Below are 13,817 nucleotides of genomic sequence, written 5' to 3' on the forward strand. Positions count from 1 at the left end.
GGGTTCAGGCGACGTGGTTGTCGTACGTCGCGCGGTTGGCGAGCACGTCGTCCATGTGCATTTCGGCCCAGGCCTTCAAGCCGCGCATCATCTGGTGCAGGGAGAGGCCGAGGTCGGTCAGCTCGTAGGTGACCGTGACGGGCACGGTCGGCGCCACAGTACGGGTGATTAGACCATCGCGTTCCAGGGAGCGCAGCGTCTGAGTCAGCATCTTCTGGCTGACGCCGGCCAGCAGGCGTGACAGCTCCGAGTACCGCATCGACCGGGGTTCGCCGGCGCAGTCGGCGCCGAACTGATGCGAGCCGTCGCTGCGTAGCGCGGCCAGCACCAACGTGACCCACTTGTCCGCGATCTGGTCGAGCAGCTTGCGACTGGGACATTGCGCCAGGAAAGCGTCGTACTCCACCTTGGCCTGTGCCCTCTTTTGCGCCGCTGTCGTCGTTGCCATCCAACCGCTCCTTCCACCGCTGGGTGCGTTACGAACCTCTAGGTGCCTACTTCCCGTAGGGAAGTTACCCCCTGATAGTGAAGCAGGCATCCCGCGATGCACCGAACCGCTCAGCGCGACACGAAAAGACAGAGGTATGAGCATGGCCTCCACTTCCCTTCCCGGCGGCACCTGGACGCTGGGAGACCTGACCGTCACCCGGTTCGGCTACGGCGCCATGCAGCTCGCCGGCCCCTGGGTCATGGGACCGCCGGCCGACCACGACGGCGCACTCGCCGTCCTCCGCGAGGCCGTCGAGCTCGGCATCACCCACATCGACACCGCCGACGCCTACGGGCCGCATGTCACCAACCAGCTGATCCGGGAGGCGCTGCACCCGTACCCTGAGTCGCTGCACATCGTGACCAAGGTCGGCGCGAACCGCGACCAGCAGGGCGGCTGGCCCCCGGCCCGTGACCCGGACAGCCTGCGCCGGTCGGTGCACGAGAACCTCGAGAATCTCGGTCTCGACGTGCTCGACCTGGTCAACCTCCGGCTGGGCAATGCCGAGGGACCCCAGCCCGGTTCGGTCGCCGAGGCGCTCGAGACGCTCGTCGAACTCCAGCAGCAGGGCCTGATCCGGCACCTCGGCCTGAGCAACGCGACGCCGGAACAGGTCGCTGAGGCACAGACGATCGCGTCGATCGTGTGCGTGCAGAACATGTACAACCTCGCACACCGCCAGGACGACGAGCTGATCGACACGCTCGCCGAGCAGGGCATCGCCTACGTGCCGTTCTTCCCGCTCGGCGGCTTCAGCCCGCTGCAGTCCTCGGCACTCTCGACCGTGGCCGCCCGGCTGGAGGCGACACCGATGTCTGTCGCCCTGGCCTGGCTGCTGCGGCGCTCGCCGAACATCCTGCTGATCCCCGGCACCTCGTCCACGACACACCTGCGCGAGAACATCGCGGGCGCGGGCCTCTCCCTCTCCGACAACGACCACGCCGAGCTGAACAACATCGGCCGCTAGCGAAACATCTGCCGGCCTGGGCCTGCCATGTTCGACCGACTCACCGGACATCAGGCACACCAGATGCCCTCGGCCCGGTCAGATGAGGACGGCAGAGGTTACCCGCCGCCCGAGGACGTCGACGGCGACCTCAGGCGGCATCCTCGCCGTAGCTCATGAGGTCGGAGCGCCGCTCTGATCAAGAGGGTCTGCCGCCCGAGATGGGGTGGCTGACCAGCTGGCAAGGAGTTTGAGCCGGTCTTCGGACGCGGTGCCGGGTTCGGCGGTGTAGATGATCAGGTTGTGTACGGCTCGGCTGGACAGGGGCAGGTCGAGGTGCTGGAAGGTCAGTTCCAGGTGGCCGACCTCGGGGTGCTGGAGTCGTTTGATGCCGTCGTGGCGGATCAGGACGTCGTGCGCGGCCCATTGGTCGCGGAACTCGGGGCTGAGGGTGGACAGCTCGCCGATGAGGTCGCGCAGCGCCCGGTCGCGGGGCTCGCGAGCGGCCTCGGCGCGCAGCAGGGCGGCGGTGGCGTTGCCGGCGGCGTCCCAGTCGACGAAGAAGTCGTGCGCGCCGGGGTCGAGGAAGATGTAGCGGGCGATGTTGGGGCGGCCGCGCTTGTCGACGGTGGCGCTGTCGAACATCGGCGCGTACAGGGCTCGGGCCAGGAGGTTGCTGGCGATGACGTCGGTGCGGCCGTTGCGCACGAACGCCGAGGACATCGTCATGGAGTCGAGCAGCCACTGGACTCGGGGCGGGACCTCGACATCCCGGCGACGCGATGGCGTGCGACTCCCGGCCCGCGATGACTGGGCCAGGTCGAACAGGTAGGTGCGCTCGTCGTCGTCCAGCCGCAGGGCCCGGGCGACCGCGTCGAGGACGTCTTCGGACACGCCGCCGATGTGACCCTTTTCCAGCCGGGTGTACCACTCTGTGCTCACGCCCGCGAGGACGGCGACCTCCTCGCGCCGCAGCCCGGCGACCCGGCGACGGGCGCTGGTCGGCAGTCCGGCCTGCGCCGGTGTGATCTTGGCGCGTCGGCCGGCGAGGAAGTCCCGGATCTCGCCGCGGTTTCCGGGCTGCTGGTCCATGTCCTTCACGGTATCCGCAGGTCGCGGCGCGAGGGGGGTCGAGGTTGTACCCCCATAAACGCGACCTTCTCCGGCAACGGCGATCGCGGTCTTCTGGGATCGAACGCGTGATGGAGGTAGGGACATGACGAGCAAGACGCTGGCAGTGCCGACGGTGGCGCTGGGCACGTGGGCCTGGGGAGACAGCGGCGAGGCGGGCGACGGCTATTTCGGCAGTCAGCTGACCGCGTCCGGCCTGCGTGAGGTCGTCGAGAAGGCGCAAGCGAACGGGCTCACCTTGTGGGACACCGCGGTGGTGTACGGCATGGGGCACTCGGAGACGGTCCTCGCTCAGGCGCTGAAGGGCTACGCCCGCAGCGAGTACCAGCTGTCGACGAAGTTCACCCCGCAGGCCGCGCGCGACGGCGACGATCCGGTCGCGGGGATGCTGGAGCAGAGCCTTGACCGATTGGGTGCGGAATATGTGGATTTGTACTGGATCCACAACCCCGCCGACGTGGCCCGCTGGACGCCGCTGCTGATTCCGCTGCTGCGCAGCGGCAAGATCAAGCATGTCGGCGTCTCGAACCACAACATGCAGGAGATCGCTCTTGCCGACCAGATCCTCGGCGAGGCCGGCTTTCGCGTGGAGGCGGTCCAGAACCACTACAGTCTCCTGTACCGCAGCTCCGAGCGCGCGGGCATTCTCGACTACTGCCGCGAGCACGACGTGCGGTTCTTTTCCTACATGGTCCTCGAGCAGGGAGCGCTGACCGGCAGGTACGGCCCGGCCCATCCGTTGCCCGCGGGCAGCAACCGGGCGGCCGCGTACAACGGCATCCTGCCCAAGCTCCAGGTGCTGACGGACAGGTTGCACGCGATCGGCGGGGACCGAGGCGCGTCCGCCGCCGACGTCGCCACCGCCTGGGCCATCGCCAAGGGGACCACCCCGATCATCGGCGTCACGAAGGCGAGCTACATCGACGGGCTGGTCCGAGCTCGCGGCATCGAGCTCGCCGACGAGGAGATCTCGGAGCTGGAGGCGCTGGCGGACGCCGCGGACGTCGACACGCGCGGATGGTGGGAGCACGAGATGTAGCAAGCGCTTCGCCGAGCCGGCACAGGGGTCGGGTCATCTTCGGCCCGTCCCCGGTCGGCTGCGATCGCGGGCGAGAATGTTGCTTGGGGCCCGTTTGGTGCGGAATTTTGATGGAGTGGTCGGGCATTAGGTGTTCGAGCATCTGGCGGACCGTCCCGCCTGGCGCGATCAGGCAGGTTGGGATTCTCTGCCCAGGGAGATTGGGACTATGTGCTGGCGGCGTAGAGCAGGTCGCGGACTTGTGGTCTCTCTTCGCGGTCGGCGCGCCAGACGAGGCGCAGCGTAAGCGCGGGCAGCGGGAAGTCGAGGACGGCCAGGGTCCCGTTTTGGACAGCGTCGGTGATGGCGAACTGTGGTAGTAGAGCGACGCCAAGTCCCTGTTCTGCCCAGGAGCGGGCGGTGGCAACCGAGCCGACGAAGGCGCGTTCGGGGCCGGGGCCGAGGAGTTTATCGGCGGCCAGTGCGAACGAGCAGTTCGGCGCGTTGAGGAGCAGCCGTTGGCCGTGCAGGTTCGTGGGTTGGGGTTGTTCACGTTGTAGCTGGTGGTTGGGTTGGGTGACGAGGGTGAGCGGGACTGGGGCGAGGTCGAGGAAACTCAATGATTCGGCTGGCGGTTGGAAGCCGAGTTCGCCGAGGGTGGTGCCGGTGTCGAGCAGCAGGGCCGCGTCGAGCCGTCCTGCGTTGACGTCGGCGAGCAGAGCGAGCCGGTCGGTGCCGGGGTGGATCCCGACGCGAAGCTCGGGCCGGCGTTCGGCGAGTCGGGCCAGCACGGCGGGAACGCAGGTGGCCACTAGGGTTTCCAGTGCGCCGAGCCGTACGTCTCGCCGTTGACCCGTCATGTCGGCAGTTGCGCGGTCCGCCAGGTCGAGCAGTTGGCGGGCCCAGCCGACAAGGCGTTGCCCCTCTCCGGTCAACCGCATGCCATCGGCGCGGCGGTCGAACAGTGACACGGTGAGCGTGCGTTCCAAGGCGCGGACCTGTTCGGAGACGCTCGATGGGGCCATGCCGAGGGACACCGCGGCCTCGGTGACTGTGCCGGTGCGTACGACGGCGTCGAAGACGCGAAGGTGACGAAGCTCCACGCCGACGATAACCCCGGCCCGCGCATTCGGTATTTCCGAATGCTGGTTCGGATGCACCGGTGGAGTCGTCGGGGCATGCTTGGCGACAGTGTCGGCGTGACTCAACCTGTGACCGACATTCCGTCGGCCGGCCGTGATTTCATGGCGGTGCGGCGCAGCATCGCGCTGTTGGGCGTCTCGCTCGGCTATTTCATGGTCCTGCTCGATATGACTGTTCTGGCCGTCGCGGAGCCTGATCTGGCGCGGACGTTGCACGCGTCGGTGGCCGGGCTGCAGTGGACGACGACCGGCTACACGGTGGTGTTCGGTGCGCTGCTGTTGTCCGCCGGAGCGCTGGCCGACCGATACGGCGCACACCGGACCTTCCGTGCCGGGGCCACCGCGTTCGGGCTGCTGTCGCTGCTGTCGGCGGCCGCGCCGACCGTGCCGGCGTTGGTCATGCTGCGTGTCCTGCAGGGGGCGGCGGCAGCCGCGTGTGTGCCCGCTTCGCTGGCTCTGATCGCCCGGCTGTATCCGGATCCGGCGCGACGTACCAGGGCGGTCGGCACGTGGGCGGCGATCAGCGGGGCCGCCGTAGCCGTCGGCCCGGTCGCCGGCGGTGTGCTGGTCGACCTGGCTGGCTGGCGGGCGGTGTTCGTGGTCAACGTGCCGATCACCGTCCTCGTGCTCGCGTTGACCTCGGGTGCGCTGGTGTGTTGCCCGGTTACCGACCGGCGTATCCATTGGACGGCACAAGCCGCCCTCGGCGTCGCGGTGGCCGCGGGCACTGACGCGGTGATCGCCGTCGGCGCGACATCGTGGCTGCATGCGGGTGGAGCAGCGATGGTGGCGGTGCTTGCGGTGGCGGTGTTCGCCCGGCTGGAGCGGACCGGTAGTACACCAGTGCTTCCCCGGGGGCTGCTGGCCGGCCCCGGTATTCCGGCCGGCCTGTTCGTCGGTGCGGCTGTCAACTTCACCTTGAGCGGGACCCTGTTCGTGTTGCCGTTGCTGCTTCAGCAGGACCGTCACCTGGGCGCTGCCGCCAGCGGTCTGGCCCTGCTGCCGTTGACACTGCCGTTCGTCATCAACCCGCCACTGACCAGCCGCCTGGTGAGCCGCTTCGGGCCGCGTCGGCCCGTGCTCAGCGGACTCGGGCTGCTCGCCGCCGGCAGCGCGGGGCTGGCACTGGCAACCTGGTCGGCCGCCGGATACGGCTGGCTCGCCGCTGCTCTCCTGGTGGTCGGGATCGGTGTGTCGCTGGTGCTGCCTGCCGTGGTCGCCGCGGTGCTGAGCGCCGCCCCGCCGGCTGTCGCCGGCGCCGGGAGCGGCCTGCTCAACGCCGTACGACAGCTCGGCGCGACCGCGGGCGTGGCCGCGATGGGCGCTCTGCTGCACACCAACGTCCGCACCAGCACCGGCGGTGCTCTCGCACTGGCTGCCGTCATCTGTGCCACGGCTGCGGCGTGGTTCGGCCTCGGCGGCCGTGGTCGGCACCGGAACCGCCCGGAGAACGCGAAGGGGCAGCGGTCGACCGCGGCATGACCAGGAACCTGATCGGCTGGGGCCGGTGCTGGCTACGACGATGTCCCGGCTGACTCCAGCTGCACGATCTTGGCGTTGAGCACAGCGAAACGGGGTTGGGCCAAGATGGTTCGTGGCGGGGCTTGACGCCTCCGGCTTGGGTGGGCTGACCTTGGTCCGTTCAGCTGTGGCCGCCCTGGACGACGGCGGTTGCCCTGTACGGCATCCCGACTCAGGTGTCAGGCTTCGTCGTTGCTGATTTCGCGGAGCGAGCCGTCGTGCATGTAGCGGTAGCGCCGCGGCGGTCGCATCATCTGGAGTAGCTGTCGCATCCGCGCCTCGCGTTCGGCCTGTTCTCGACCGGTTGGGTCGGCGACCCGGAAGGCGTGCAGGTGTACGTCGAACGGATCGATGTCGTCCGGGTCGGGGCGGCCTTCGAGGATGAAACCGAACAACGCGCGCAGGGCGTCTTCCCCCAGCTCCAGCGGGTGGAAGGGCAGCGGGTACGGGCCACTGTCGGGAAACGCCGGCTCGACCGGATGCGCGCCCGCCCAGTAGGGCAGCTCGAACTCGAATGGCTCGCCGATGTTCTCCCCGATGCCGCCGTCTGGTGAGACGCTCAGCGAGCGGACGAGGTCGCCGTTGTCCCACACGGCGAAGCACAGCCAGTCGGAGGCTGAGTGCATCCCGTGCATGATGATCCGCCGGCCGGCGCCGGCTTCGAGCAGGCGGTCCGGCAGTTGCGACGGGCGGTCGCAGATGAGTCGCCGGTCGCAGAACAGCTCGGCGCCGGCCAGGACGGTCGCGTAGCTCGTATCGTCTGGCGGATAGGCATAGTCACCGAGCGAGCCGTCGCCGATCGCCGTCACCTCGTAGCCGGGGTGCAGCTCGCGCACGCGGTCGATGACCTGCGCCGGCTCCGAGCGAACCGCGCCTCGCAGGGCGGGGCGAAGGCCACCATCGGTGAAAGCAAGCAGTGCTGTCTTCGCGCCCATCGAACCTTCGCCTCCAGCCGGGATGATCTTCACAGGCTACGGCCGGCCGCCGACGCCTCGACAAGGGGCAGCTACGCGCCCGCAGTTCGACGCGCTCTCGGCCGTCACGATCAAGGCTGGATGAGCCCGGCTGGCACAGGCGGCGCGGTCGGCGGTGGAGGGCGGGTGGTCGCGGCTGACGCCGGCCGGGTGACGCCGAACGCCGCCACTGGTGCGGAGGCACCGGTGGCGGCGAAGGCCACAGCTATGCCGCGGCGACAGCCCGCGCCGCCTGCCGGGCGAGATCCCGAGCGGCGTAGGTTTCGTATCGATGGATCATGGCCTGTGCGCTGCGGACGAGGGGGCCTTCGACCATCTCGCCGTCGAGCACGACGACCGTCTCTCCTCGCCGGTCGGCCTCGGCCAGCGCGGCCACGGCACGGCACGCCCAGTCGTACTCCTGGTTGGTCGGGGTGAATTCGGAGTGGATCGGGGCGATCTGTTTGGGGCTGAAGCAGCCGGTGCCGTCGAAGCCCATCTGCGCGGAGATGAGCGCGGCGCGGCCGGTGCCCTCGAGGTCGCGAAAACTGGAGAAGCCGGTGTCGAGGACCGTCAGGCCACGGCTGCGCGCGACCGCGACGGCTCGCTGTTTCGCGTAGATCAGCTCCAGCGGAAACGACCAGATCGGCCGGTCGGCGCCGACGCCGATGCGCCGGACCCGAAGTTCGGCGGACATGTCGCCGGCACCGAAGGTGAATCCGGCGACGCGGGGAGCGGCGGCGATCTCCTCGAGGTTCAGGACCGCGTCGGTCGTCTCGATCATGACCCAGATTCGCGTGCCGCCCACCGGCATCGACGCGTCGGTTTCGGCACGCTTCATGATCTCGTCCGCTCGCTCCACGTCGAGCTTCGACCGCACCTTCGGAAGGATGACCGCGGGAGCCCGCAGGGCGGCCAGGCGCCGCAGGTCCTCCTGACCGGCCGGGGTCAGGACGTCGTTGACGCGGACGAGGATCACCTTGTCGGCGAACTCTCCGCGGGCGATGAACTCGGCCACGGCCTGTCGCGCCTCGTCTTTGCGGGAGCGGTGGATGCCGTCCTCCAGCTCGACCATCAAGGCGTCGGCGTCGGTCGTCAACGCCTTGTCGAGCATGCCGGGAGTGAGCGGCGGAACCACCAGCATCGAGCGAATCATGAATCCTCCGTAGGTACGTGGCGGGGTGTCGTCGGTGCGGCCCGGATCAGGCGCAGGGTGGGAGCAGGGTCAGGATGTCGTCGGTGGTGCCCGACTCGCCGAGGCGCGGGAAGATCCACCTCAGTGAATTGGCGTGCGCGTCCGCGTCGAGATCGGTCATCGCGTCGACGGCGAGCGTGACGTTGAGGCCCAGCTCGTGAGCCCGGCGGGCGGTCGACTCGACACCGGCGCTCGTCGCCACGCCGGCCAGGACGACCTGCGTGACCTCGTGCGCGGCGAGGTAGACGGCCAGGTCCGTGGCGGTGAACGCGCTCCAGGTGTACTTCGTGACGACGTGGTCCGACGATTGCTGATCGAGGCCCGCAGCGAACTGCAGGTCCTCGGCTCCGCGTGAACGGTGAACGCGCCTCGGTCGCTCGTTGCGGCCGGGGCTCACGCCGCCCACGTTCACGAGCACCACGGGGAGTCCGGACCGGCGAAACCCGTTGGCCAGACGTCCGGCTTTCGAGACGACCTCGGCCATCGGATGGACGGTGTTCGCGCGCAGAGAACTGGTCTGCAGGTCAACGACGATGAGGGCGGTCTTGGGATCCAGGACCGTAACGGTCACGAGCTGACCTCCAGCGAACCGGGCCTGACGAGATAGCTATGAAAAACATATACCTAAGTAGCTATCTGGAGCAAGATCAGAGGAGGGGCCGGTATGTCTGATGGTCTGGGCACGGGCGGCTACCACTGGCTTTCGCAAGGCCATGGAGCATCTGGCGCCCGGCGGTGTGTTCGCGGACTACGACCTGCATCGCGATCCCGATGCCCGGTTCGGCGAGGATGAGGTTCACGACCGGACATGCTCGACACTCGCCGAGGCCACGTCGTTTCTGCACGATGCCGGTTTCGTCGGGATCCGGGTGACCGCTCGTTCGCCTCGGCCGTCTCACAAGGGCGAGCTGGCGCTGGTCCTCGGTACGCGCGCGCGGGAGTCCTGATCGGCGTCGGCGGAGCGGAACGCGGCGAAGATGCGGGAGAGATAGGCGCGGTAGCGCGCTTCGGTGCTCTCGTGGGTGAAGACGTAGAAGTCGCCGCGCTCGATCGCCCGCACGATCGGCTCGGCGACCTCCTCGGGCTGACGCCATTCCGTTGCGTCGCCGGCGTTGCGCAACGAGAGGTTGAGATTGGTGGGTACCGCCCCGGGGCACACCAGGGAGATCCCGATCGTGGGCGCGATCGGTTGCAGTTGCGCCTCCAAGGTCTCCGTGTAGGCGACGAGGGCGTGTTTAGCCGCTCCGTACGCGCCTGCCCGGCGCTCTGCCCAGATGCCCGCCGTCGAGGCCACGTTGACGATGTGACACGGCTCGGGCGCGGCTTGCATCATGCGGGGCAGCACGGCCCGCACGCAGTTGACCGGCCCGTTGAGGTTGACGTCGAACACGGTTTGCCACTCGGCCGGGTCGTACTGCCATACGGTGCGGTCCAGCGGGCCGAGCCAGCCCACGCTGTTGACCAGGACGCTCGGCCGGCCGAGCTCGCGCTCGACGTCGGCGACCGCCTCGCTGACGGCGTCGCGGTCGGCTACGTCGACGACGCAGCTGACGCTCGGCGCGTCGCCCGTCAGCTGTTCGGCGCATTCGCTCAGCCGGTCGGGTCTGACGTCGAGCAAGGCGACGCGCGCGCCTCGCGAGTGCAGCAGTGCCGCCGTGGCCCGGCCGATGCCGCCGCCCGCGCCTGTCACCACGGCGACGCGATCGCGGAGGTTCGGTATCACTCGGCCTGCATCCCGGGTGTGAGCCGGTTCCCGGCGCCGGCGGTGGTGGCAAGGTCGAGGCGAAGGTCGGGCGTCAGCTGGGCCGGGTCGGTCTGGACCTCGATCAACGCCGGGCCGTCCTGCCGCAGTGCGCCGGCGAATGCGGCCGCAAAGTCCTCGGTGCCGGCCACGCGATATGCGGCGATCCCGAAGGAAGCGGCGTACTGCACGAAGTCGGGGTTCGTGAGCTGGGTGCCGATGGGGCGGCCCGGGTACGACCGCTCCTGGTGCATCCGGATGGTGCCCAGCATCGAGTTGTTCACGACGATGATCACGACCTTCAGGCCGTACTGCACGGCCGTGGCGATCTCGCTTCCGCTCATCAGCGCGCAGCCGTCGCCGTCGAAGGTGACGACGGTGGTGCCGGGCTTGAGGGCGGCCGCGGCCAGACCGGCGGGGATGCCGTAGCCCATGGCTCCATTTCGGGGCGCCAGCTGGGTTCGGAACTGACGAAAGCGGTAGAAGCGTTGCACCCACACGGTGTAGTTGCCGGCGCCGTTGGTGATGATCGCGTCGTCGGGAAGCACGCTGTCGAGGTGGGACACGATGCGAGCCAGGTCGACGGGTGCGTCGTGCCCGGAGCGCGGGGTGCGGAAGGCCAGGTATGCCGCGCGCAGGTCGGCCAGCCATTCCTTGCGCTCCGGCTGTTTCGCCACCTCGATCGTGGCCAGCACCTCGGCGGCCGATTCGAGGCTGCCGATGACAGCCGATGTGGGAATCATGTTGAGGCACAGGTCGGCGGCGGCCGGCGATACGACCATGACGTTGGGATGGCGGTCGAGTTCGAAGCCACCGCTCGTCGGATCGTCGAGGCCGGCGCCGAAGGCCAGGAGAAGGTCGGCTTCGAAGAGGCGGGCCCGCAACGCGGGGTCGCAGCCGAGGCCCACATAACCAACGAACGACTCGCTGGAGTTGTCGACGCAGTCCTGCCAGCGGAACGCGGTGGCGATCGGAATCGAGTTGACCTCGGCGAACGCGGTGATGGCGTCGCCTACTCGAGTGCCCCAGCCGGCCCCGCCGGCGATGATCATCGGTCGGCGGGCCCGGGTCAGGGCATCGCAGAGCCGCTCCGCGTCGGCGGGGGAGATGAGCGGTGCGTCGTACGCCGGTGCGTGCAACGGGGCGGCGACGGCGACGTCGACCTCGGCCAGTACGTCCTCGGGGGTAACGAGCACGACCGGCCCTGGGCGCCCCGACTGCGCGATGTGCACCGCCCGCGCCACGTGCTCCGGAATCCGGTCGGCTTCCATGATCGTGACGACCGCTTTGGCCGAGCTGCCGAAGACCCGGGAGTAGTCCATCTCCTGGAACGCATTGCGTCCGAGATGGGGGCGAGGGACTTGTCCGATGACGAGGATGAGCGGCGTGCCGTCCTGGAACGCGGTGTGGACGCCGATGCTCGCGTGTGTGGCACCGGGGCCCCGCGTAACCAGGCAGACGGCCGGCCGCCCGGTCAGTTTTCCGGCCGCCTCGGCGATGTTCGCCGCGGCCGCCTCGTGCCTGGTGACAATCAGGCGAGGTGCTCCTTCGGCCTGGGGCAGGTCGTGCAGGGCGTCCATCACGGGCAAGAAGCTTTCGCCCGGCACGCACGTGATCAGCGGGATGTCGTGGGCAAGCAAGCAATCGACGAGAAGTTGGCCGCCCGTTCGCTTGAGCATCGTCACGTCACGCGTCGCTTCCTGTTGTTCGGCGGGCGCACCAGGGGTCAGCGCCACACATCCCGCAGCGTCATCCCGCCATCCGACTGAGCATGGTCGCTCAGGAAATACCTATATTGCATAGTGATTGGCGGGTCGGCGGGTGTCAAGCACGCGGCTGGCCTTCGACCTCGACCGGTGGGGCGGCGGCTACGATCCGGTCCCCGGGTCCGCAGGCCTCGCGGCGGGCGGGCGCGGTTGTCCAAGCGCCGCGGTCGGCTTCACGCGGTCGACGGGTGGGGATCGAGTGTCGCGCGGCGACATCACGGTCGGGCGCGCGACATTGCTTCAGGAACGGCGACGGCGGCCGTTCAGCGAGGCTCGTGCGGTGCCCGCGTCCGTTCCGGTCTCCCGGGGTGGCATGGTGATGACCGTCCGGCGCTGGCCGTCGTCGGCCAGCCGCTGCATGATCTCGCCCGCCTGGAACAGCAGGGCCCGCTCCCGGCTGGTGAGGGAGCGCTCGATGGCGTCTCGCAACCAGGCGTGCCGGCTGTCACGGTTTTCGACGACGACCCGGTGGCCGATCTCCGTGACATAGACAAACTTCTGCCGCTTGTCGGCGGGGTCGGGTTCGCGCGTTATCAGGCCGTGTGCCTCGAGCTCGCGCAGCGCGGCGGCCATGTTCGGGCTGGTCATGTGAAGCTGTGCGGTGAGCTGTCCGGGGCGCATGGGGGACTGCGCGTTGTCCGCGGCGGTGAGGACCTGCAGGGCCGAGCGCGGCAAGCCGTCGATCGCCGGTTGCTCCCGGCGCATGCGCTGATACAGGGCCTTGACTTGGTCCCGGAACCGGTCGATGTCGTCCTCGCTCACGCAACCAGCGTATCGAATCCGCCGCTGCGGGGTCTGTGGCGACCCGTGGCAATGCGCGAGGCGGCTGGCTGCCGTCCGTGCCGGCTCCGTCGGGGCGGTCGACCGAGGCCGTGTGCGAACGTCTTGACACTGCTAGGTAGCTATCTATTATAGCTACCTACAGAGTTGTTAACACGGCCGAAACGATGGCCGGCTGGGCCTAGGAGGCGTTCGTGGAAGTTGTGGTAGTCGAAGAGGTTCCGGTCCAGGAACGCAACGAGGCGGGTGCGATCCGGCCGGGCAAGGGCGTTCGGCAGTCGCTGCTGCGCGACGACGCGCCGGACGGGCTCAGTTTCACCGTCAGCCGGAACACCTGGCTACCGGGCCCGGACGCCGCGACGAGCCCGCGTCATCACCACGCCTTTCAGCAGATTCGGTTCACCGAGGACGGCGCGGTCAACTTCGGGCCGGATCAGTACGTACTGGCGGGCGACATCGCCTACTTCCCCAAGGGGGCCTACTACGGGCCGCAGCGCCGCGAGAGCGGTACCGTCATCACGATCCAGTTCGGCTTCCACGACGAGAAGCAGCACGGTACCGCGAAGTGGGACAAGTACCAGGCTGAGGCCTTGGACCGGTTGCGTGCGCGAGGAACGTTCGAGGACGGCCTCTTCGTCGAAGTCGACCCCGAGACCGGCGAACGGCGAGTCAGCGACAGCGTTCAGGCCCTCTACGAAGAGCAGTACCGGGCTCACACCGGCAACGATTTCGTCGTGCCGGCCGAGGGCTACGGCGCCGCCATTCTGATGCACCCGGGCGCCTTCGAATACTACGAGGCGGCACCGGGTGTCGAGATCCGGGACATGGGGCGGTTCTTCGACCACGCCGGCCCGGACGCTGACGTGCGGTTCGCCATGCTGCGTCTCACGGACGGTGGCTCGTATTCGTTCGGAGCCGAGCGCGCGCAGCTTGCGTGGAGCATCTCGGCCGGCTTGCGAATCGACGGCCGGGACTACCCGAGGCTGACCTGGATCTACTGCCCTCGCGACGAAAAGCTTCAGATCAGCGGTGTCGACGGCGTCGAACTGCACGTGGTCGAGTTCCCCCGCCTTGACCTGCCGCCGGTCTGACGGCCGCCGACGCTGCCCGGGCGCCGCTTCGGGCCCACTACGC

General features: G+C 68.8%; 14 protein-coding genes. 5 read left to right on the plus strand and 9 right to left on the minus strand.

The genetic code is table 11. The annotated features are described in order from the left end of the window. Positions 1-4 precede the first annotated feature (4 nt). A complete protein-coding gene (locus tag ABT369_RS08700) occupies positions 5-448 on the minus strand; it encodes a winged helix-turn-helix transcriptional regulator (RefSeq protein ID WP_350611110.1) in 444 nt (147 codons plus the stop codon). 142 nt (positions 449-590) lie between these two features. On the opposite strand from ABT369_RS08700, the gene ABT369_RS08705 reads away from it, so the two are divergent. Beyond that, entirely contained in the window at positions 591-1,457 is an 867-nt protein-coding gene (locus ABT369_RS08705; RefSeq protein ID WP_350611111.1) for an aldo/keto reductase family oxidoreductase, read from the plus strand. Positions 1,458-1,610: 153 nt separating this feature from the next. On the opposite strand, the gene ABT369_RS08710 is transcribed toward ABT369_RS08705, so the two are convergent. After that, the gene (locus ABT369_RS08710) at positions 1,611-2,528 is read right to left on the minus strand and encodes a helix-turn-helix transcriptional regulator (RefSeq protein WP_350611112.1); all 918 of its coding nucleotides are present in this window, start codon (positions 2,526-2,528) and stop codon (positions 1,611-1,613) included. A gap of 124 nt (positions 2,529-2,652) precedes the next feature. On the opposite strand from ABT369_RS08710, the gene ABT369_RS08715 reads away from it, so the two are divergent. Continuing rightward, positions 2,653-3,606, plus strand: a complete 954-nt coding sequence (locus tag ABT369_RS08715) for an aldo/keto reductase (protein WP_350611113.1) — start codon at positions 2,653-2,655, stop codon at positions 3,604-3,606. A 206-nt stretch (positions 3,607-3,812) separates the two neighbouring features. Here the strand turns inward: ABT369_RS08715 and ABT369_RS08720 are convergent, their stop codons facing one another. Beyond that, complete coding sequence (locus ABT369_RS08720; protein ID WP_350611114.1) at positions 3,813-4,745, minus strand: LysR family transcriptional regulator; 933 nt, start codon at positions 4,743-4,745, stop codon at positions 3,813-3,815. A 39-nt stretch (positions 4,746-4,784) separates the two neighbouring features. Here ABT369_RS08720 and ABT369_RS08725 point away from each other — a divergent pair, with 39 nt between their 5' ends. Then, positions 4,785-6,209 carry an MFS transporter gene (locus ABT369_RS08725; protein ID WP_350611115.1) on the plus strand — a complete coding sequence of 475 codons (1,425 nt, stop codon included), beginning with the start codon at positions 4,785-4,787 and terminating at the stop codon, positions 6,207-6,209. A gap of 218 nt (positions 6,210-6,427) precedes the next feature. Here the strand turns inward: ABT369_RS08725 and ABT369_RS08730 are convergent, their stop codons facing one another. From ABT369_RS08730 to ABT369_RS08740, 3 genes are all read right to left on the minus strand, one after another. Beyond that, positions 6,428-7,183 (minus strand): DUF6928 family protein, encoded by a 756-nt coding sequence (locus tag ABT369_RS08730; RefSeq protein ID WP_350611116.1) that lies wholly within the window; start codon positions 7,181-7,183, stop codon positions 6,428-6,430. Positions 7,184-7,427: 244 nt separating this feature from the next. After that, the gene (locus tag ABT369_RS08735) at positions 7,428-8,357 is read right to left on the minus strand and encodes an HpcH/HpaI aldolase/citrate lyase family protein (RefSeq protein WP_350611117.1); all 930 of its coding nucleotides are present in this window, start codon (positions 8,355-8,357) and stop codon (positions 7,428-7,430) included. A gap of 46 nt (positions 8,358-8,403) precedes the next feature. Continuing rightward, a complete protein-coding gene (locus tag ABT369_RS08740) occupies positions 8,404-8,967 on the minus strand; it encodes an isochorismatase family protein (protein ID WP_350611118.1) in 564 nt (187 codons plus the stop codon). Positions 8,968-9,109: 142 nt separating this feature from the next. Here ABT369_RS08740 and ABT369_RS08745 point away from each other — a divergent pair, with 142 nt between their 5' ends. Beyond that, positions 9,110-9,343: a hypothetical protein gene (locus ABT369_RS08745; RefSeq protein WP_350611119.1), complete on the plus strand. Its 234-nt coding sequence runs from the start codon at positions 9,110-9,112 to the stop codon at positions 9,341-9,343. Here ABT369_RS08745 and ABT369_RS08750 read toward each other — a convergent pair. The 3 genes from ABT369_RS08750 to ABT369_RS08760 form a co-directional block, all read right to left on the minus strand. After that, positions 9,292-10,089, minus strand: coding sequence for an SDR family NAD(P)-dependent oxidoreductase (locus ABT369_RS08750; protein WP_350611120.1), 798 nt, complete (start codon positions 10,087-10,089; stop codon positions 9,292-9,294). The two genes, ABT369_RS08745 and ABT369_RS08750, sit on opposite strands and share 52 nt — an antisense overlap. 26 nt (positions 10,090-10,115) lie before the next feature. Beyond that, complete coding sequence (locus ABT369_RS08755) at positions 10,116-11,816, minus strand: thiamine pyrophosphate-dependent enzyme (protein WP_350611342.1); 1,701 nt, start codon at positions 11,814-11,816, stop codon at positions 10,116-10,118. 327 nt (positions 11,817-12,143) lie between these two features. Beyond that, positions 12,144-12,665 carry a MarR family winged helix-turn-helix transcriptional regulator gene (locus ABT369_RS08760; protein ID WP_350611121.1) on the minus strand — a complete coding sequence of 174 codons (522 nt, stop codon included), beginning with the start codon at positions 12,663-12,665 and terminating at the stop codon, positions 12,144-12,146. A 212-nt stretch (positions 12,666-12,877) separates the two neighbouring features. Between ABT369_RS08760 and ABT369_RS08765 the strand changes: the two genes are divergently transcribed. Beyond that, the gene (locus ABT369_RS08765) at positions 12,878-13,774 is read left to right on the plus strand and encodes a hypothetical protein (protein WP_350611122.1); all 897 of its coding nucleotides are present in this window, start codon (positions 12,878-12,880) and stop codon (positions 13,772-13,774) included. The last annotated feature ends 43 nt before the right edge of the window (positions 13,775-13,817 follow it).

It is taken from the genome of Dactylosporangium sp. NPDC000244 (assembly GCF_040300725.1).
In the GTDB taxonomy this organism is placed as follows: Bacteria; Actinomycetota; Actinomycetes; order Mycobacteriales; family Micromonosporaceae; genus Dactylosporangium.